The 19,614-nt window shown below is 30.3% G+C and carries 16 protein-coding genes; 11 read left to right on the top strand and 5 right to left on the bottom strand.

The window, feature by feature from the left end; all coding sequences use genetic code 11:
* The first annotated feature begins 41 nt into the window (after positions 1-41).
* The 10 genes from ABNT14_RS00835 (at position 42) to ABNT14_RS00880 (ending at position 13,818) form a co-directional block, all read left to right on the top strand.
* Positions 42-1,076, top strand: a complete 1,035-nt coding sequence (locus tag ABNT14_RS00835; protein ID WP_101902084.1) for a cytochrome-c peroxidase — start codon at positions 42-44, stop codon at positions 1,074-1,076.
* Positions 1,057-2,034, top strand: a complete 978-nt coding sequence (locus ABNT14_RS00840; protein WP_101902083.1) for a hypothetical protein — start codon at positions 1,057-1,059, stop codon at positions 2,032-2,034. Before ABNT14_RS00835 ends, ABNT14_RS00840 begins: the two co-directional genes overlap by 20 nt.
* A 33-nt stretch (positions 2,035-2,067) precedes the next feature.
* Positions 2,068-4,446 carry a TonB-dependent receptor gene (locus ABNT14_RS00845; protein WP_101902082.1) on the top strand — a complete coding sequence of 793 codons (2,379 nt, stop codon included), beginning with the start codon at positions 2,068-2,070 and terminating at the stop codon, positions 4,444-4,446.
* Positions 4,447-4,532: 86 nt separating this feature from the next.
* Positions 4,533-5,774: a PepSY-associated TM helix domain-containing protein gene (locus ABNT14_RS00850; RefSeq protein WP_101902081.1), complete on the top strand. Its 1,242-nt coding sequence runs from the start codon at positions 4,533-4,535 to the stop codon at positions 5,772-5,774.
* A gap of 112 nt (positions 5,775-5,886) precedes the next feature.
* Positions 5,887-6,429, top strand: a complete 543-nt coding sequence (locus tag ABNT14_RS00855; protein ID WP_200809369.1) for a DUF2911 domain-containing protein — start codon at positions 5,887-5,889, stop codon at positions 6,427-6,429.
* A gap of 155 nt (positions 6,430-6,584) precedes the next feature.
* Complete coding sequence (locus ABNT14_RS00860; RefSeq protein WP_101902080.1) at positions 6,585-9,902, top strand: class I tRNA ligase family protein; 3,318 nt, start codon at positions 6,585-6,587, stop codon at positions 9,900-9,902.
* A 103-nt stretch (positions 9,903-10,005) separates the two neighbouring features.
* The gene (locus tag ABNT14_RS00865; RefSeq protein ID WP_101902079.1) at positions 10,006-10,626 is read left to right on the top strand and encodes a hypothetical protein; all 621 of its coding nucleotides are present in this window, start codon (positions 10,006-10,008) and stop codon (positions 10,624-10,626) included.
* Between the two features lie 99 nt (positions 10,627-10,725).
* The gene (locus ABNT14_RS00870) at positions 10,726-11,685 is read left to right on the top strand and encodes a hypothetical protein (RefSeq protein ID WP_101902078.1); all 960 of its coding nucleotides are present in this window, start codon (positions 10,726-10,728) and stop codon (positions 11,683-11,685) included.
* Between the two features lie 52 nt (positions 11,686-11,737).
* On the top strand, positions 11,738-12,946 hold the full coding sequence (locus tag ABNT14_RS00875; protein ID WP_234984976.1) for a GNAT family N-acetyltransferase: 1,209 nt from the start codon (positions 11,738-11,740) through the stop codon (positions 12,944-12,946).
* Between the two features lie 2 nt (positions 12,947-12,948).
* Positions 12,949-13,818 (top strand): acyl-CoA thioesterase, encoded by an 870-nt coding sequence (locus tag ABNT14_RS00880; protein WP_101902077.1) that lies wholly within the window; start codon positions 12,949-12,951, stop codon positions 13,816-13,818.
* A gap of 169 nt (positions 13,819-13,987) precedes the next feature.
* On the opposite strand, the gene recJ is transcribed toward ABNT14_RS00880, so the two are convergent.
* The 5 genes from recJ to ABNT14_RS00905 form a co-directional block, all read right to left on the bottom strand.
* The gene (gene recJ, locus ABNT14_RS00885) at positions 13,988-15,673 is read right to left on the bottom strand and encodes a single-stranded-DNA-specific exonuclease RecJ (RefSeq protein WP_101901889.1); all 1,686 of its coding nucleotides are present in this window, start codon (positions 15,671-15,673) and stop codon (positions 13,988-13,990) included.
* A 19-nt stretch (positions 15,674-15,692) separates the two neighbouring features.
* The gene (locus ABNT14_RS00890; protein ID WP_101901890.1) at positions 15,693-16,118 is read right to left on the bottom strand and encodes an OsmC family protein; all 426 of its coding nucleotides are present in this window, start codon (positions 16,116-16,118) and stop codon (positions 15,693-15,695) included.
* Between the two features lie 184 nt (positions 16,119-16,302).
* Complete coding sequence (gene mscL, locus ABNT14_RS00895; protein ID WP_198912915.1) at positions 16,303-16,704, bottom strand: large-conductance mechanosensitive channel protein MscL; 402 nt, start codon at positions 16,702-16,704, stop codon at positions 16,303-16,305.
* A gap of 51 nt (positions 16,705-16,755) precedes the next feature.
* Positions 16,756-17,856 carry an alanine racemase gene (alr, locus tag ABNT14_RS00900; protein ID WP_101901893.1) on the bottom strand — a complete coding sequence of 367 codons (1,101 nt, stop codon included), beginning with the start codon at positions 17,854-17,856 and terminating at the stop codon, positions 16,756-16,758.
* Positions 17,849-18,460: a thymidine kinase gene (locus tag ABNT14_RS00905; protein WP_101901894.1), complete on the bottom strand. Its 612-nt coding sequence runs from the start codon at positions 18,458-18,460 to the stop codon at positions 17,849-17,851. The genes alr and ABNT14_RS00905 overlap by 8 nt, the downstream gene beginning before the upstream one ends.
* 102 nt (positions 18,461-18,562) lie before the next feature.
* Here ABNT14_RS00905 and ABNT14_RS00910 point away from each other — a divergent pair, with 102 nt between their 5' ends.
* Entirely contained in the window at positions 18,563-19,612 is a 1,050-nt protein-coding gene (locus ABNT14_RS00910; protein WP_101901896.1) for a hypothetical protein, read from the top strand.
* Positions 19,613-19,614: the final 2 nt, after the last annotated feature.

A 19,614-nucleotide genomic window follows, 5' to 3' on the forward strand; every position in this document is an offset into this window, starting at 1 on the left:
CATCGGCTTTAAAAAAACGATGAGGTTTCTAAAATGTTTTTATGAAAAAAACACTGTTTTTTTTTAGTTTCTTATTGATGTTATCGTGTAAAGAAGCAGAAGCACCTTATGTGAAAATTCCATTAGTTTTTGAAAAACCTGCTAATTTCCCCGACTTAGCATATAATTTAGAGGCAAACCCACCAACCGAAAAAGGTTTTGAATTGGGTAAAAAGCTATTTTATGAAGGTAAATTATCTTCGGATGGAACTATTTCATGTGGTTTTTGTCATCTGCAAGCAAATGCGTTTACACATCACGGGCATCAATTTAGCCATGGTATTGATGATCAGCAAGGGGTTCGAAATACGCCGCCTATTCAAAATGCTGCTTTTTTAAAGCAGTTTATGGCCGATGGAGCCACCGATAACCTTAATCGTTTTTCGATATTACCAATAACAAATCCTGTTGAAATGAATGAAACAATAGGAGGCGTTTTAGATAAATTAAAAGCCGATAATGAATATCAGAAATTATTTGAACAGGCTTTTGATGATGGTGAAATTAATATGTCAAATATGCTTAAAGCCTTATCGCAGTTTATGATGATGATGGTTTCTTCAAATTCTAAATATGATAAATATGTAAGAAATGAAGAAGGTGGAAATTTTACAGCTCAAGAAAAACAAGGATTAGTAAGCTTTAAAGAAAAGTGTGCTTCTTGTCATCAAACAGATTTATTTACAGACGATTCTTTTCGAAATAATGGTTTGGCGGAACATCCGATACTTAAAGATTTAGGAAGGGCTAAGGTTACTTTAAATGAAAAAGACAATTTTAAATTTAAAGTGCCAAGTTTACGAAACATCGCCTTAACAAAACCATATATGCACGACGGGCGTTTTTATACCCTAAAAAGAGTGCTTGATTTTTATAGCAATGATGTTCAAAATACGCCAAATTTAGATCCTATTTTAAAACATTCAGACGGACGCTTAGGAATTGCATTATCCGAAGAAGAAAAAGAAAATATTCTTGTCTTTTTAAACACATTAACCGATTTAGAATTTATAAACGATGAACGTTTTTCAGAATAAAATTATACTAACAATAGCAATCTTAAGTATTGCAATACAAGGTTTTTCGAATACGATATTTCCAAAGTCATACAAAGCTTTTTTAGAAGAAGAATGCGATGCCTGCGGATGTAGCAATAACGGTGGAAGCCTAGGAATGGGCGGGATTATCGACAATAATTTTGTAGGAGTTCGGTATTTGTATCAACAATATGAATCGAAAGATGGAATTTTTACAGATTCGCCTAAAATTGATGAATCTTTTAATACGATTCAGTTTTGGTCAAGAATTCCGATTGCTACAAATTTAGAATTGCAGGTATTTGTGCCGTATCATGCACATCATAGAAATTATGTTGATAAAACAACAAATATAACGGGCTTAGGCGATATTACATTGCTTTCAAATTATACGATTCTTGATAAAAAACAAGGTGATTATAACGAGAAAACCGAAAAAACATCGATGGTAAATCATGTTGTAAAAGTGGGTGTTGGTGTAAAGCTTCCTACAGGAAAATATACCCAAGAAATTAACAATTCAACAAACCCAAGTTTTCAATTAGGAACTGGTAGTGTTGACTATATGTCGAACCTACAGTATGTTTTTAAATATAATGATTTTGGTGTAACAAATTACCTAAGTTATTACTATAAAAACACGAATAATAAAAAATACCGTTTTGGGAATCAATTTAATTTTAATAGCACCCTTTTTTACGTTTTAAAAGATACTAAAAACAATGTATTTATTCCATCATTAGGAATTTCAGGAGAGTTTTACAATGTTAATAAACAATTTAACATGGAGGTAAAAGGCTCTGACGGACACGCCTTGTTTTCGAGTATTGGCTTAGAATATAATACCAATAAAATAACTTTTGGAGCATCAGGAATGTATCCAATAAATCAAAATTTAGCACAAGCAAAGGTGGAGGTGAAATTCCGAACAAGCTTATACTTAAACTATAATTTTTAATTATAATAATAAAAATTTATTAATAAAATAATAATGAAAAAAATATTACTAATTCTAGTAATAGCATTTCTTATGCCTATTTCTAAGAATTTTGCACAACAACATCAGCAAAAAATATATAAGGGAAAAATTATTGATAAAAATAATAATCCAATAGTTGGAGCGTCTGTTATTTCAATAAATAATAAAAATATAGGAACTGCCTCGGATTTAAATGGAGATTTTTCTATTAAATTAACAAGCTTAAAAAATCAGAAAAATGTAAAAGTAAAAATTACAACAGTTGGGTATCAAACAAAAATTGTAACACTTTTAAATAAGTTAAACACAATTCAATTAGAAGAAGATTTAGAAAGTTTAGAAGAAGTTATTGTTTCGGCTTCTCGTGAAGCTCAAAAAAGAAAAGATGTTCCTGCATCAATTGGTTTGGTTAGTGAAAAAGATATTGAGGAGTCTAAAGCTTTTGGAATAGAACAGTTAGTAAATCAAGTTCCAGGAGTGTACATGAGTACTTCAATGGCGGCAAGTAACGAGCAACATATGATGGCAATTCGTACGCCAATATCAACAAAATCATTGTTTTTATACTTAGAAGATGGCTTGCCAATCCGTCCTGTTGCGGTGTTTAATCATAATGCGTTGTTGGAAATGAACAGCACTGCTTTTGGTAGGGTTGAAGTGGTAAAAGGACCTGCATCGAGTATTTACGGAAGTGAAGCAATTGGAGGAAGTATTAATTTTATCACCAAAAATCCTAGAAAAGAATTTGGCGGTTCGTTTGCGATGGAAGCCAATACTTTGGGCTTACAAAAAGTACAAGCAGAAGTATCTACAACGGCTTTAGACAAGCATGGTTTTTATGTAGGAGTTCATAAGGTGCGCCGTGTAAATGGTTTGCTTGAACATTCCGATTATGAAAAATTTGCCATTACTTTTAAAAATGTAAATGATTTTTCTGAAACCTTACGTTGGACAAATACTGTTTCGTTTATCGATTTTCGTTCTGATATGGGGTCAAGCTCTTTATCCGAAGAAAATTATTTGGCAGGAAAATATAAGAGTAATCATACGTTTGCTGAAAGAGAAGCAACGGCATTGCGTTTTCGTACGACTTTAGATAAAACATGGAATGACAGCAATAAAACGTCTTTTAATTTTATCTACAGAAATAATGAAATGAATCAAATTCCTTCTTACAGAATGTCAACAAGAAGTAATTTTGGTGAAATTAATTCGAATAAATTTACCAGTGCAGTAGCGTTGGTTCAACATAAATTAGATTTTAATTTTGCAGATGCTTCTTTAATTGTGGGAGGTACGGTTGATTATTCGCCACAAGATTATTATGCGAAAAAAATAAAGGTGAATTATGATAAAACAACCAAGAAATTTACTGATTATCAGCAAACAGAGCTATATAAAATGTTTTATCAGGCTGATATTTTAAATTATGCAGGATATGCACAGTTTGAAATTTCGCCGCTAGAAAACTTAAAGGTAACTGCTGCGGTGCGTTATGATGGTTTTAACTATGATTACGATAATAAAGATGAAGGAAAATCGGGTGTAAAAGACCAGAAAGTAAGTTATAATAATGTATCTCCTAAAATAGGAATGAATTTTAATGTTACCAACAATATTGGTTTTTATTCAAATTATTCAAAAGGATTTACACCGCCACAAGTAGGGTCGTTGTTTAGAAATAGTGGTGTTGATGAGGTAGTTTATGCCCTAAAACCTGCCAATTTTGATAATTATGAAGTTGGAGGATATGTAGCTATAAATTCTGATATAAAATTAGATGTTACCGCCTACAGATTAGATGGTAAAAACAGGCTGGTTACCACTTCGGATGCTAGTGGAAATTATTTAAAGCAAAACGCAGGAAAAACGCGTTCGCAAGGAATTGAGTTAGGGGTTAATTGGAAAATTTTAAACAATTTAACTTTCGATTATAATGCAAGTTACGCTACACATAAATATCTGGAGTTTTACAAGGCTGTAAAAGATAAAAAAACAAAGGCATATTCAAAAATTGATCATTCAAATACCGATATGCCAACGGCACCAAATTACATTGCTTCGATGTCGTTAAAATACACGCCAATCGATAATTTATTAGTAACACTTCAGCACGAACAAATAGGAGCGTATAATACGAGTCTTGAAAATGAAGCTGTTATAGCAAAGGATGCTGCAGGAAATAAAATAATGGGAACAAGTACTTATGACGGGCATCAGATTTTTAATTTGAAAGCAAATTATACCTACAAAAAATTTGATATTTGGGCACAGGGCTTGAATATTTTTGACACGTTATATTCAACAAGGGCTTCTTATAGATATGGAAGTACCAAATATGGTGTAGGTGCTCCAAGAGCATTTCATTTTGGAGTCAAGTACAATTTTTAATATCAAATTTTTAAAATAAAAAGTCTTTTTACTCCCTTTTTATTTTTTTAATAACTAAAGTAAAAAGACTTTTAAAATTTTATAAAATGAAAAATAGAAAACTAAATCAATGGCTTTGGAAATGGCACTTTATTGCAGGGCTAGTTTCTTTGCCTTTTATATTGGTGTTGTCTATTACTGGAGCTATTTATTTATTTAATCCAGATGTAGAAAGTAAAGAGGTTGCAAAAATTCAAGACGTTGAGAATTTGCATAAAACACCAATTTCGTATCAACAACAGTGGGAGAATGCTAAAGAAAAATTAAAAAAGAAACCAAGTTCAATGGTTATTAATGACAATCCTCAAAAAGCTACAGAATTTGTAGTTGGAAGATTCAGTCATAAAACAACAGTTTTTGTAAATCAATATACAGGTGAAGCTACAGGAACTTTTAGTCCTAAAGATACTTGGATGTACACCGTTAGAAAATTACATGGTGAGTTATTAGGAGGCAAAATAGGAACTAAAATTATTGAGTTAATTGCCAGTTGGATGGTGGTTTTAATTTTAACAGGAATCTATATTTGGTGGCCATTTTCTAGTGGAATAAAAGGTGTTTTTACAATCCGATTTAAAGAAGGAAAAAGAATTTTATTTAGAGATTTACATGCTGTTACAGGTTTTTGGATGTCTCTTTTATTATTACTTGTTTTAGCGGGTGGTTTACCTTGGACAGATGTTTTTGGAAGTAATTTTAAATGGGTTCAAAAAGTAACCAATACAGGATTTCCTAAAACATGGAGCGGACGTGGTTTAACATCCGAAGTAAAAGAAAATATAAAAACTATTTCTATTGAAGAAATGGTTGCGATTGCAAATCAGCAAAAATTAAAAGGAACTGTTAGTATTGGTTTGCCAAAATCAACAAAAAGTACTTTTAGTGTGGCTAATAAAACTTTTCCGTTAACTGCTCAAAGAAAATTACATTTCGACCAGTATTCAGGTGAATTAGTAAAGGAACATACTTGGAGTGATGTCGGTTTTTTAATGCGTGGCAGAATGTGGGTAATGGCATTTCATCAAGGGCAATTTGGTGGTTGGAATTGGTGGTTAATGTTTTTAGTTTCTTTAGGGCTAACATTAATGACTATTGCAGGTTTATTATCCTATTTATATAGGAAAGAGAAAGGAAATTGGGGAGTTCCAAAAGTCTCATCTCAATTTAAAGTTGGTAAATTAATTATTTTTATACTTGTTTTATTAGGTGTTTTACTACCTATGTTTGGTATAAGTATATTATTAATTTTGTTATTTGAACAAGTATTTAAAAGAATAAAAACCGATTAAGTACGTTGTAAGTTTAACATAAGTATAGGTAATTATTAAGATTTTTTTTCTGTAAGGATTTGTAATTTTGAAGATAAAAATTTTAATAATACCTACTTTAAAATAAGTTATAATGATAAAAAGAATTTTAGGAATAGTAATTTTAATGATAACTGTATTATTTTCTAATCAACTAAATGCACAAAGTTTTCCAAGATTAGATAAAAGTCCTATGGATGTAGCGGCATATCCTAGTAGTTATCGTATTTCAGATAAGCTAGTAAAAGTAGTTTATAGTCGTCCACAATTAAAAAGAAGAGCTATTTCTAAATTAGCACCAAATGAAAAAGTTTGGAGAACAGGTGCTAATGAAGCTGCAGAAATTACGTTTTATAAAGATGTAAATTTTGGAGGTAAAGAAGTAAAATCAGGAACTTATACATTATTTACCATTCCTGGAGATAAAGAATGGACAGTAATTTTAAGTACAGCAAAAAATGTTTGGGGTGCTTATTCTTATAGTGAATCTGAAGATGTGGTAAGAGTACCAGCTACTATTTCTAAATCAAAAAAATCGATTGAAGCATTTTCAATTGCATTCAACGGACAAGAAAATGATGCAACCATGTATTTAGGGTGGGGAAAATTAATTGTATCTGTACCAGTAAAAGGATAATCATAAGCGATTAAATAATAGTAAAAAACTAGGTTTGAAAATCATACGATTTTTGAACCTAGTTTTTTTTATTTCACATTGTTTTTATTGATGAAAAATAAACAAATATATTATTTAAAATAAACGTAAATTTGTAGCTTCTTAAACGAAATACAATGCAATATAATCATCAAGATATAGAAAAAAAATGGCAACAGTTTTGGGCAGATAACCAAACATTTAAAGCCAGTAATGAATCAGAGAAACCTAAATATTATGTGTTAGATATGTTTCCTTATCCATCAGGAGCAGGTTTACATGTTGGGCATCCTTTAGGATATATTGCATCTGATATTTATGCACGTTATAAGCGTCATAAAGGATTTAATGTATTACATCCGCAAGGGTATGATTCTTTTGGTTTACCAGCAGAACAATACGCAATTCAAACAGGTCAGCATCCAGCAATTACTACCGAAACAAACATTAAAACCTACCGTCGTCAGTTAGATAATATTGGTTTTTCTTTCGATTGGTCTCGTGAGGTGAGAACTTCTAGTCCTGAATATTATAAATGGACACAGTGGATTTTTATCCAATTATTTAATTCTTGGTATAATAAAGATTCTGATAAAGCAGAAGATATTTCAACTTTAATTTCAGTATTTGAAACGCAAGGGAATGCATCTGTAAATGCTGTATCAGAAGAAGATATTACTGTTTTTTCTGCGGATGAATGGAATGCATTTTCTGATAAAGAAAAAGAGACTATTTTATTACAATATCGTTTAACTTACTTATCGGATACTGAAGTAAACTGGTGTCCTGAGTTAGGAACGGTATTAGCAAATGATGAAATTATAAATGGCGTATCAGAACGAGGAGGACATCCTGTAATTCGTAAGAAAATGACCCAATGGTCTATGCGAATTTCAGCATATTCACAACGTTTATTAGACGGATTAGAAAACATCGACTGGCCACAACCTTTAAAAGATAGCCAAACAAATTGGATTGGAAGAAGCCAAGGAGCAATGGTAACTTTTAAAGTTGATGCTTTAGAAGTAGAAGCTGGTGTAAAATTATCATTCAAAGAATTAGAGGCATTAAAAGAAATGCGTTTAAATTTATCAAAGGCGGAAGAAGTACTTTGGAATGAATTAAAAAATAAAAAAGGAGCATCAAAATTTAGAAAAAAATATACTATTGGTACATTTTTAGTAGATTATGTATGTTTAGCAAAAAATATTGTAGTTGAATTTTCTGGTAAAGAAGATGAAACAGCAAGAACAGCGTATTTTACAAACGAAGGATTTCATATAGTTCGTTTTACAAATGAAGAGGTTTTAGAAAATGTTTTAGGTGTTGTATCTAAAATTAATAATACCATTCAATTTGCAAAACCTATTGAAAAATCAACAGTTGAGGTAGCAGAAACAGCAGTACAAAACGATTATAAAATAGACGTTTTTACTACAAGACCTGATACTATTTATGGAGTATCTTTTATGACATTAGCTCCAGAACATGAGTTAGTAACTAAAATTACAAGTGAAACTCAAAAGAAAGCTGTTTATGCGTATATAAAAGCAACTGCAAAGCGTTCTGAAAGAGATAGAATGGCAGATGTAAAAACTATTTCAGGAGTATTTACAGGAGCGTATGCTTTACACCCATTTACAGGAAAACAAATTCCTATTTGGATTGGTGATTATGTATTAGCAAATTACGGAACAGGTGCTGTTATGGCAGTTCCTTGTGGTGACCAACGTGATTATGATTTTGCAAAAAACTTCGGATTAGAAATTCCTAATGTTTTTGCTGATGTTGATATTTCTGAAAATGCTCATGCAGATAAAGAAGGAACTAAAATTGCAAATTCTGATTTCTTAGATGGTTTATCATATAAAAAAGCCATGAAATTAGCTATCTACGAAATGGAGAAGCAAGGTTTCGGTTTTGGAAAAATAAACTACCGTTTACGTGATGCTGTATTTAGTCGTCAGCGTTATTGGGGAGAGCCTTTTCCTGTATATTACAAAGATGGAATGCCACAAATGATTGACGCAAAATACTTGCCAATCGTTTTACCAGAAGTTGAAAAATATTTGCCAACTGAAGATGGAAAACCACCTTTAGGAAATGCTGATTTTTGGGCTTGGGATGTTCAAAAAAATGAAGTAGTTTCTAACGATTTAATTAATAACGAAACTATTTTTCCTTTAGAATTAAATACAATGCCAGGTTGGGCAGGAAGTTCGTGGTACTTTAACCGTTATATGGATGCTACAAATGATGGTGAGTTTGTAAGCAAAGAAGCGGCTGATTACTGGAAAGAAATCGATTTATATATTGGAGGTTCTGAGCACGCAACAGGACATTTATTATATGCTCGTTTTTGGCAAAAATTCTTGTTTGATAAAGGAGTTTTACCTGTTGATGAATTTGCTAAAAAACTAATCAATCAAGGAATGATTTTAGGAACTTCAGCACTTGTTTACGAAGCACTGTTTGATGGTAAAAAACATAATTTATATGTTTCATCTGATTATTTTCAAGGAGAAAATCAAATAGAAGATACTGAAGCTGATGATAAATTAGGTTCTCGATTACATAAAAAATTAGTAGAAGCAGGTTTAACAGAAGAAACTGAAGCATCGTTAACGTACCGCCCAATTCATATTTGTGTAAGTACTTTAGAAGGAGATATCAATGTAAATATTGATAAATTAAAAGCTTGGAGATCAGAATTTGAAACTGCTGAGTTTGTTTTCGGAAGAGATAAGCAATTTGTATGTCATAGAGAGGTTGAGAAAATGTCAAAATCTAAATACAATGTTGTAAATCCTGATTTAATTTGTGAAGAATTTGGTGCAGATGCATTACGTTTATTCGAAATGTTTTTAGGTCCTTTAGAACAAACTAAACCTTGGAAAACTTCAGGTATTTCAGGAGTATATTCTTTCTTAAAGAAATTATGGAAATTATATGTTGGCGAAGAAGGAGTTATTGTAACCGAAGCTGAACCAACTAAAGATGAATTAAAAGTTTTACACAAAACAATTAAAAAGGTAGAAGAAGATATTGAGAATTTCTCTTTCAATACTTCGGTTTCTACTTTTATGATTGCAGTAAACGAATTAAATGCTTTAAAATGTAATAAACGTACTATTTTAGAACCTTTATTAACATTAATATCTCCGTATGCACCACATATAGCTGAAGAATTATGGAGTCAATTAGGGCATGAAGGTTCAATTTCAACTGTCGATTTCCCTAAATTTGAAGCTTCTCATTTAGTTGAAAGTTCAAAAAATTACCCTGTATCATTTAACGGAAAAATGCGTTTTACTTTAGAGTTACCATTAGATTTATCGAAAGAAGAAATCGAAAAAATTGTAATGGCAGAAGAAAGAACACAGGCTCAATTAGGAGAAAGAACACCTAAAAAAATAATTATAGTTCCTGGGAAAATAATTAATATTGTAGGGTAATTTCCTTATAAATAAGTAACTAAATTTTTATATAAAGCCACAAATGATTAATTGTTTGTGGTTTTATTTTTTAAGCTATTTTTGAATCATAAAAATATATAAAATGAATTTATTTAAAACAATTTCTATTTTAGTATTACTATTTTTAGCAACAAGCTGTGCTTCAGGTTATAAGATAATTAATCCTGAAACACTTAATTATGTATCAAAAAGTACCGATAAAGGGGTTATTCTTGAATATAAATACGAGTTATTGAAAAAAAAATATCATCAAAAAGAACTTTTAAAAGATATTCGGTTAATTGCAGTTAAATTGACTAATAATTCTGATAAAGATATTATTTTTGGTAAAGACTTAAAATTAACCTACGACGATGGCGCAGGTTTATATATTATGGAAAATGAAATGGTTTTTAAATCATTAAAACAAAGCGTAGCCTCTTATTTATGGTATTTATTATTAACACCTTTAAGATTTTACACTACCGATTCTAGCAATGGATACAATCAACAAACAAGCTCAACACCTGTTGGTTTAATTGTAGGACCAGGAATAGCAGGAGGAAATATGATTGCTGCAAATTCGGCAAATAAAAAATTTAAAAAAGATTTATTCGACTATAATATAACCAATACCACCATTAAAAAAGGCGCAACAGTTTCAGGGTTAATCGGCGTACGATCTGATGGATACCACGGAATTAAAATAGTTGTTTTAAACTAACTTAATATTTGTTTTATAATTTAAATTCTGATAAATACCCCGTTTGTTTATCAGAATTTATAGTTTTAATTATTAATAACTTGTACTAAAAAATAGTAAATGCAAAAATTACCTTTCAAAAGTTCGTGGCTTTTTTTATTGATACCTATCGGAATGATTTATTTTGTATTTGTACCACAAATTCAAAAGCAATATGAAAGATATAACAATAATCAAATAAACCTTCAAAATGATATTCGAACTTTAGATTCTTTAAAATACGCAAAAAAACTAAATAGAAAAGGCACACATTTACTTAAAAAACTAGAAATAACTGTGCCTGTTCATCAAAAAGTGTATGGTAAACAAAAATTTTTATATTATAAAACAGGCGGAATGTTACTTGTTTTAGTTTTTATGGGAATCGGTATGCTAGTAACAATTTATTTTTCTAATAGAAAAAAAACATCCTCTAAAAACAAACAAATTGACTTTATTTTTGATGATTTTACTACCGATAAAGTAGGAAGAACTATTTCGTGGAATAGTTTAGAAAATTTGAGTAGTAATTTTGCTAGTGAAACCTTTAAAAAAACAGCACAAGGTTATAAAATAACAGGAAGTTCGTTTACCAAAGTTTTTGCATGGAGTTTTTTTTTAATAGGATTAATTTATTTAATTGTTTCATTTTATGAATTTTATCAAACTTCTGATATTCCACTTACTTTTATGAAAGGCGGAAAATTATTTTTTATATCAGGTGGTCCTTTTTTAATTGTAGGGATTGTTTTATTATTTATGTTTTCGCCAAAAGTATATATATATACTCGAAAAAGAAAAATTATTGTTGGAGGAGAAGTATTAACATTTCAACAAATATACGCTTTACAGATTTTAGAAAAATTTACATCAGGAAATAGTTCTTCAGGAAGTTATTTTTCTTATGAATTAAACCTAATTACTAAAAATGGCGAACGTTATAATTTATTAAATCACGGCGATAAAACTTATATTTTAAGCGATATGATAAAAATTAGTAAACTCTTAAAATTACCTGTTTGGAATAATGGTGTTGTATAACATCGATTACATAAACTTTTAGTAATTTCGATTTTAAATAGAATCAAAACCTGTGTATATTTTATCTTGTAATAAATCTTCTTTAAATGTTCGATATTTTTATAATATCAACGAAATATCAATTAATATTTGGAAAGAATTAAACTGTACGAATAACTGGTATTTTCATCCGAAGTATTTAGAAGCATTACAGCAAAACAACTCAAAAATACAATTTGCATATATTGTTTTGTTTGATGAACAAAATAGTGCCGTAGCTTTGGCGACTATTCAAATTGTCGATTTTTATTTAGATAGCGTTCAAAATGAGATGCAATCAATTGTACATTGGGTTAAATGTATAGGACGAAAATTTAGGTTTTTACCTCCTGAAAAAATATTTAAAATCCTCACTTGTGGAAACACTTTTGTAAGTGGAGAGCATGGTATTTTTATTAAAGAAAATCAGAATAGAAATGAAATTCTTCCTAAAATAGCCGAAGCAGTATTCGTATTTTCTACTTTAAAACCTGAAAATATAGCGGATGCTTTTATGCTAAAGGATTTTGAAAATAAATCACTGTTTAGTAAATCGGTGTTAAAAGAAGAAAGTTATAGTGCTTTTAATGTAGAGCCAAATATGGTTTTACATATAGCCCAAAACTGGAATTCGTTAGATGATTATTTAGCAGATTTAAAAACGAAATTTAGAGTAAAAGCTAGAAAAGCATTGAAAAATAGTATTGTTTTAAAAACTGAAGATATTACTGCAGATAGATTGAAAGATTTATTTCCTGAAATGACGGTATTATATAAAACAGTTTCAAGCAAAGCTAGTTTTAATTTAGGCGATTTTAACTTACAAACTTTTCAAACTTTAAAAGATAATTTAGGCGATGCTTATTTTTTAAAAGCATATTGGTTAGAAGATAAATTAGTTGGTTTTTTATCAGGAATTTTTAATCAAAATTCACTAGATGCTCATTTTGTAGGAATCGATTATCAGAACAATAAAGAGTACGCTATTTATCAGCGAATGTTGTACGATTATATTTCTTTAGGAATAGAGAGTCAAGTAAAATCAATAAATTTTGGAAGAACAGCTAGCGAAATAAAAAGTTCGGTTGGTGCTATTCCTCAAGATTTAACTATTTATTTACGCCACAAAAAAACGATTACAAACAAGATTTTAAGTTTGTTTTTGAAAAAAATTCAACCATCTGAATTTAAACAGCAATATCCTTTTAAAGAGAAAAAAATACTATCAGAAGTTAAATTATAACTATGAAAAATACAGCAGAATTATTAAAGATATTAACGCTAGAAAATCTAGGAAACAATAATTTTAACGGAATAAGTAAAGATATTGGAAGCCCTATTGTATTTGGCGGACAGGTTTTAGCACAATCATTAAACGCTGCATATCGTACAGTTTCTGATGAGCGTATTTTACATTCTTTGCATTCGTATTTTTTAGAAGCTGGAAATTTAGAACTCTCAATTACTTATAATGTACAAGTAATTCGTGATGGCGGAAGTTTTTCTACTCGAAGAGTTACAGCAATTCAAGAAGATAAAACTATTTTTATTTTAGCGTGTTCTTTTCATAAAAAAGAGGAAGGTTACGAACATCAAAAGCCAATTAAAAAAGACATAAAACAGCCTGAAGAATTGTTAAGTTGGTCGGATATGTTGGTGCAATTCAGCGATTTTTTACCTAAAAAATTAAAAGCTTTTTTAAGTATCGAGCGACCTGTCGATTTTAAACCTGTTCATATAGTAAATCCTTTCGATTTAAAAGATTTACCTCCCGTAGTTGATGTTTGGTTTAAGTTAAAAGATGCTTCTCAAGATTTAAACTTGGCTTTAAAGCAACAGATTTTAACGTATATTTCTGATTATAATATTTTAACGACTTGTTTAAACCCAAATGCGAGTGTTGCTCATTTCGGAAATACGCAAATGGCAAGTTTAGACCATTCTATGTGGTTTTATCGTGATTTTGATTTTTCCGATTGGTTATTATTTTCAATCGAAAGCCCTAATACATTTGGCGCTCGTGGTTTTGCAACGGGTAATATTTACACTCGAAAAGGCGTTTTAGTAGCATCGGTAGCGCAAGAAGGTTTGATGCGAGCTATTAAAAAGAACTAATAATAAAATCAGAATTATATAAAAAAGTTTAAAGGTTTTTTGAAGCAATTTCCCGCTTTCCGCACTCGCTTTTTTTGTTTTTTAAAAAGAAAAACAAAAAAGAGCTCAAACAAATGCTTCAATCGGGGCTAGGCATTTGTACTTTAAACTAAATTCAGCATGACGATAATTATTTTATATCTTTTAAAAGCAGTTGAATACTTGTATTTCCGTTCCAAGTATTTTCATCTAGTGCGTATGCAATATCAAATTCATTTTGAATTAAAGGAAGTTTTTTCCCTAAACTAAAACCAATAGAATTATAAGTCCTATTATCAGCTCCATAAATAATATTTAGTTTTAAATGTGTTTTATCAGCACCAACTTGTTTTCCAAAACCATTATCTCTAACGGCAGTTGTCGAAAAAGTAGGTCTCATATTTAAAGGACCAAAAGGTGCCATTTGTTTAATAATTCTAAAAAATTTAGGTGATATTTCTGATAAATCTAATTCAGAATCAATACTAATTTCAGGAATTAATAAGTTTTTATCGATAGTATTTTTTACTACTTCTTCAAATTTATTTTTAAAATTCTCGTATTGTTCAGGAACTAAAGTTAAACCCGCAGCATATTTATGTCCACCAAATTGTTCAATAAATTCCGCACATTGTTCTAAGGCATTATATACATCAAATCCTTTTACAGAACGGGCAGAAGCGGCTAATTTATCGCCACTTTTTGTAAAAACTAAGGTGGGTCTGTAATAGGTTTCAATTAATCTTGATGCTACAATTCCGATAACGCCTTTGTGCCAATTTTCATCAAAAACAACTGAAGTAAATTTTTCAGTTTCATTATTATTTTCAATTTGAAGTAAAGCTTCTTGAGTAATTTTTTTATCGAGACCTTTTCTGTCAGCATTAAATTTTTCAATTTCTGAAGCAAATTCAACAGCCGAATCAAAATTTATTTCTGTTAAAAGTTCTACGGCATGAATTCCGTGTTTCATTCTACCAGCCGCATTTATCCGCGGAGCGATGATAAAAACAACGTCGGTAATAGTTAATTCTTTTTTATCTAATTGTTCAATAATGGCTTTAATTCCGTTTCTTGGTTTTGAATTAATAACCTGTAATCCGAAGTAAGTTAAGGTTCTATTTTCGCCAGTCATTGGAACAATATCAGCTGCAATTGCAGTGGCAACCAAATCTAAATACGGTATTAAATCATCAATAGTTTGATTTCTTTTTGATGCTAAACCTTGAATCAGTTTAAAACCAACACCACAACCACATAATTCATCATAAGGATAAAAACAATCTTCTTGTTTTGCATTTAAAACAGCAACTGCTTTCGGAATTTCTTTACCAGGTTTATGATGGTCGCAAATAATAAAATCGATATTTTTTTCGGAAGCGTAAGCAACTTTATCAATAGCTTTAATTCCACAATCTAAGGCAATAATTAAAGAGAAATCATTGTCATCAGCAAAATCAATTCCCATGTAAGAAACTCCGTAACCTTCGGCATATCTATCAGGAATATATGTAGCAACCTTCGGGTGAATTGTTTTTAAATAAGAAGAAAGTAACGAAACAGCTGTTGTTCCGTCCACATCATAATCTCCAAAAACTAAAATATTTTCGTTGTTTGCAATGGCTTTTTCAATTCGTTGTACGGCGATATGCATATCTTTCATTAAAAAAGGGTCGTGCAAATCATCTAAAGAAGGACGAAAAAATTTTCGAGCTTTATCAAAAGTATCAATATTGCGTTGTACTAAAATTTTAGCCAATGTTTTTTCAACAGATAACTCTTTAGCTAATTGATTTACTTTTAATAAATCGGGTTCTTTTTTTAAAGTCCAACGCATATTTTCTGATACTTATTTGTTATTGATTATGAAAATGAGATGTAATTTTTACTTCGGCAAATTTTCTAAACATTTCCATTACACCACAATATTTATCTACAGATAATTGTACTGCTTTATTAATTTTATCTTCATTTAAATCAGTTCCATAAAAATGATAATCAACAGTAACTATATGATAATATTTAGGATGTTCTTCTGTTAATTCGCCAGTAACTTCCATTTTAAGGTCAGTTATTGAAGTTCTCATTTTGTTTAAAAGAGGAATAATATCTAAGCCTGAACAGCCTGATAATGCTGATAACATCATAGCTTTGGGTCTTAAACCTTCGCCTTTTCCACCACTTTCTTCACCAACATCTATAAAAACTTTATGCCCGCTAGGGTTGTCGGTTTCAAATTGCATGTTTTCTTTCCAAACTGTTGTAACTGTATGTGAAGCCATATTTTGTTTTTTTAATACAAGCAAATTTAAGGAAGCGATAATAATACTTGTTCAATATTCGAATAAATTTATCTTAAAAAATCATTTAGAATATTTGTAGAAAAGTAAAATATCTTATTTTTTATCAAATAAAAAGGCGATAAAAATAATTTTATCGCCTTTAATATAGTAGTTAGTGGTTATATTACTTTTTTAATAAGTCTCTAATTTCAGCTAATAAATCTTCCTGACTTGGTCCTTTTGGAGCTTCAGGAGCTGGAACTTCTTTTTTCTTTAAAGCGTTCACACCTTTTACAACCATAAACATTACAAAAGCAACGATGATAAAATCAATAATGTTAGTTAAAAATTCACCATAAAGAATCGCAACTTCACCAGTTACTTTTCCTGCTGCATCGGCAACACCTTCTTTAGCGATGTATTTTAAATCTTTAAAGTCAGCATTAAACAATAACCCGATTAATGGAGATACAATTCCGCCTGTAAAAGAAGTTACTACTTGTTTAAAAGCAGCACCCATCACAAAACCGACAGCAATATCGACTAAGTTACCTTTCATTGCAAACTCTTTAAATTCCTTAAGCATACTCATGTTTTTTTGATTTAATAGTTAATACTTTGCAATTATAAGTAAAAATTAGTGTTTAACCACTCTTTTTACACGTTGAGATATAGCGGTAAGTGTTTCATACGGAATGGTTTCACATTTATGGGCAATGTATTCGATATGTTGCTGATGGTTAAAAATAATAACTTCATCACCTTCATTGCAATCAATATTGGTTACATCGACCATAATCATATCCATGCAAACATTTCCAATAATAGGCGCTGGTTTATTGTTGATAAAAATAAAGCCTTCTTTTTTACCTAGTTTACGTGAAATTCCGTCGGCATGACCAATAGGGATTGTTGCGCTACGGGTAGGTTTATTTGCTACAAAAGCACGGTTATAACCAACAGTTTCACCAGGTTGAATAAGATGAATTTGTGAAATAATTGATTTTAAACTATGAGTGTTTTTTAATTGAGCAGTTTCTTTAGGATTACTTCCAAAACCATATAAACCAATGCCAATACGCACCATGTCAAACTGGGCTTGTGGGTAATTAACAACGCCTGAGGTGTTTAAAATATGAATCATCGGTTTGTAGCCTAAGTGTTCATAAATTTGTTTTACAATATAAGCAAAGTTATTAATTTGTCCGATGGTAAATTCTTGTTCATTAGGGTCTTCACTAGCAGCTAAATGCGAAAAAATAGATTCTACCTTAACATTATTCGATTTTTTTAATTCAGAAATAAGCTTTGGTGTATCGGTATGCCAAAACCCTAATCTATTTAAACCCGTGTTAAATTTAATATGAATAGGGTAATTCATTAAAGGTTTTTCATCTGCCAATTTTAAAAAAGCATCAAATATTTTAAAATTGTACAAGTTTGGTTCTAGTCTATATTTTACAATATCTTCTAAATTTTGAAGCTGCGGATGTAATACTAAAATAGGTGTTTTAATCCCTGCTTCTCGCAAAACAATTCCTTCATTTGAATATGCTACGGCAAAATAATCAACTTTATCTTGTACTAATTTGGCAACTTCTGTAGCTTCACTTCCGTATCCAAAAGCTTTTACAACAGCTAAAATTTTAGTGTCAGGATTTAGTTTCTGCTTAAAAAAAGCAAGATTATACTCAATTGATTTTGCATCAATTTCTAAAATAGTTACATGATTATTCATCGGATAAATTTTCGTTCTTTTTATGTTGTTCTTGCACAGCTTTGTAATAAGCAGCTCTGCTTAAAGGCTCGTATTCTTGTACTTCACCTAATAAAACAAGGTCATCACTGGCTGCTTTTCGATGACTATAATGTGCTAAGTTACCCGTATGTGTGCAAACAGCATGTACTTTTGTAACATATTCTGCGGTAGCCATTAAAGCGGGCATTGGGCCAAAAGGATTTCCTTTAAAATCCATATCTAAACCTGCCACAATAACTCGAACACCTCTATTGGCTAGTTCATTACAAACAGCAACGATGCCTGAGTCAAAAAATTGTGCTTCATCAATACCAACAACATCAACATTGTTTGCTAGTAATAAGATATTGGAAGAACAAGGAACGGGAGTTGATCTAATTTTGGTCGCATTATGAGATACTACTTGTTGATTGTCATAACGAGTATCTATAGTTGGTTTAAAAATTTCAACACGTTGTTTTGCAAATTCGGCACGTTTAAGTCTGCGGATTAATTCTTCAGTTTTTCCTGAAAACATTGAACCACATATTACTTCAATCCAACCAAATTGCCCTGTATGATTTACTGTATTTTCGAGAAACATTTTGTATTTTTAGGCGCTAATTATTGATTTTTGTCTTACTTTCGAGTAAAGAACAAATTTATTAAAATTAAACAGTAAAAATTAAAATCAAAAGAACAACTTATGCACAAAAAGCTAGCGTCAGATTTAACCAGTTTAGCACACGCTATTTTACAGATGAAAAATAAGGAAGATGTGTTTGAGTTAAAGCAGAAGGCATATGAGGTTTATGAAAAACTTTCGGTTTTAGTTTATATAGAAGAGTATATAAATAATACGCCTAATCCTTCGAAATCAAAAGAAGAATTATTGAGTGATGTTTTATTAGCGGAGCAAAAGAAAACTAGGACTAAAATTGAAAAAAGAGACCTTGAAATTTCTTTATTAAAACAAGAAACCGTTGTTTATCATTTAGAAGAAGAAATTGATGAGACTCCTAAGTTTAAAATTTCTGAAAATAAGATAATTGAAACAAAAATTGCTGATACTACTGTTTTTGATAGTAAAATTATTAAAGATACCTCTGTTAAAAATCATTTAGCAAGTCCTTTTGAAAAAATTCAAGAGAAAACAACAAAAAAACTTGATGAAAAATTTGAGGAAAAGATTGAGGAAGTATTCGTTAAAAAAACAAAAGAAATAGCCGAAAAAAAGGAGGCTATATCGGTAAAGGATACTTTAAAAGAATCGATTGATTTAATATCCGAAGAAAAATCAGAAAAACCAATTGACTTAAAGCCTGTCGAAGAAATTATAGAACAACCTTTCGATGAAATAGCTCGTTTGCTATCTGAACCTAATAACGAAGTTGAAAATGACAAAGGGAATATTGAGGAGTTAAAAACAAAAACCCTTGAAGAAGAGTTAGATGGAACAATTTCTGTTGATATTATGGCTGATTTATTTGAAAAAGCACCAGCAAAAAAATCGTTAAACGATTTCTTGCAAAGTACTATTAAAATAGACCTAAACGATAGAATTGTTTTTGTAAGACATTTGTTTAATGGCAATCAAAATGATTTTAATAGAGTAATTTCGCAGCTCAATACTTTCAAAACAGAAGTAGAAGCTAAAAATTTTATCAATCAAATGATAAAACCAGACTATAATTGGTCAGGTAAAGAGATGCACGAAGCGAGATTATTTGAAATTATTGAAAGAAGATTTGCTTAAAA

It is taken from the genome of Tenacibaculum dicentrarchi, assembly GCF_964036635.1.
Classification (GTDB): domain Bacteria; phylum Bacteroidota; class Bacteroidia; order Flavobacteriales; family Flavobacteriaceae; genus Polaribacter; species Polaribacter dicentrarchi.

What these genes read in the sequence shown, in the direction of transcription:
- ABNT14_RS00835 (WP_101902084.1), top strand. Translation starts at nt 42, where the DNA reads ATGAAAAAAACACTGTTTTTTTTTAGTTTCTTATTGATGTTATCGTGT.
- ABNT14_RS00840 (WP_101902083.1), top strand. Translation starts at nt 1,057, where the DNA reads ATGAACGTTTTTCAGAATAAAATTATACTAACAATAGCAATCTTAAGT.
- ABNT14_RS00845 (WP_101902082.1), top strand. Translation starts at nt 2,068, where the DNA reads ATGAAAAAAATATTACTAATTCTAGTAATAGCATTTCTTATGCCTATT.
- ABNT14_RS00850 (WP_101902081.1), top strand. Translation starts at nt 4,533, where the DNA reads ATGAAAAATAGAAAACTAAATCAATGGCTTTGGAAATGGCACTTTATT.
- ABNT14_RS00855 (WP_200809369.1), top strand. Translation starts at nt 5,887, where the DNA reads ATGATAAAAAGAATTTTAGGAATAGTAATTTTAATGATAACTGTATTA.
- ABNT14_RS00860 (WP_101902080.1), top strand. Translation starts at nt 6,585, where the DNA reads ATGCAATATAATCATCAAGATATAGAAAAAAAATGGCAACAGTTTTGG.
- ABNT14_RS00865 (WP_101902079.1), top strand. Translation starts at nt 10,006, where the DNA reads ATGAATTTATTTAAAACAATTTCTATTTTAGTATTACTATTTTTAGCA.
- ABNT14_RS00870 (WP_101902078.1), top strand. Translation starts at nt 10,726, where the DNA reads ATGCAAAAATTACCTTTCAAAAGTTCGTGGCTTTTTTTATTGATACCT.
- ABNT14_RS00880 (WP_101902077.1), top strand. Translation starts at nt 12,949, where the DNA reads ATGAAAAATACAGCAGAATTATTAAAGATATTAACGCTAGAAAATCTA.
- recJ (WP_101901889.1), bottom strand. Translation starts at nt 15,673, where the DNA reads ATGCGTTGGACTTTAAAAAAAGAACCCGATTTATTAAAAGTAAATCAA.
- ABNT14_RS00890 (WP_101901890.1), bottom strand. Translation starts at nt 16,118, where the DNA reads ATGGCTTCACATACAGTTACAACAGTTTGGAAAGAAAACATGCAATTT.
- mscL (WP_198912915.1), bottom strand. Translation starts at nt 16,704, where the DNA reads ATGCTTAAGGAATTTAAAGAGTTTGCAATGAAAGGTAACTTAGTCGAT.
- alr (WP_101901893.1), bottom strand. Translation starts at nt 17,856, where the DNA reads ATGAATAATCATGTAACTATTTTAGAAATTGATGCAAAATCAATTGAG.
- ABNT14_RS00905 (WP_101901894.1), bottom strand. Translation starts at nt 18,460, where the DNA reads ATGTTTCTCGAAAATACAGTAAATCATACAGGGCAATTTGGTTGGATT.
- ABNT14_RS00910 (WP_101901896.1), top strand. Translation starts at nt 18,563, where the DNA reads ATGCACAAAAAGCTAGCGTCAGATTTAACCAGTTTAGCACACGCTATT.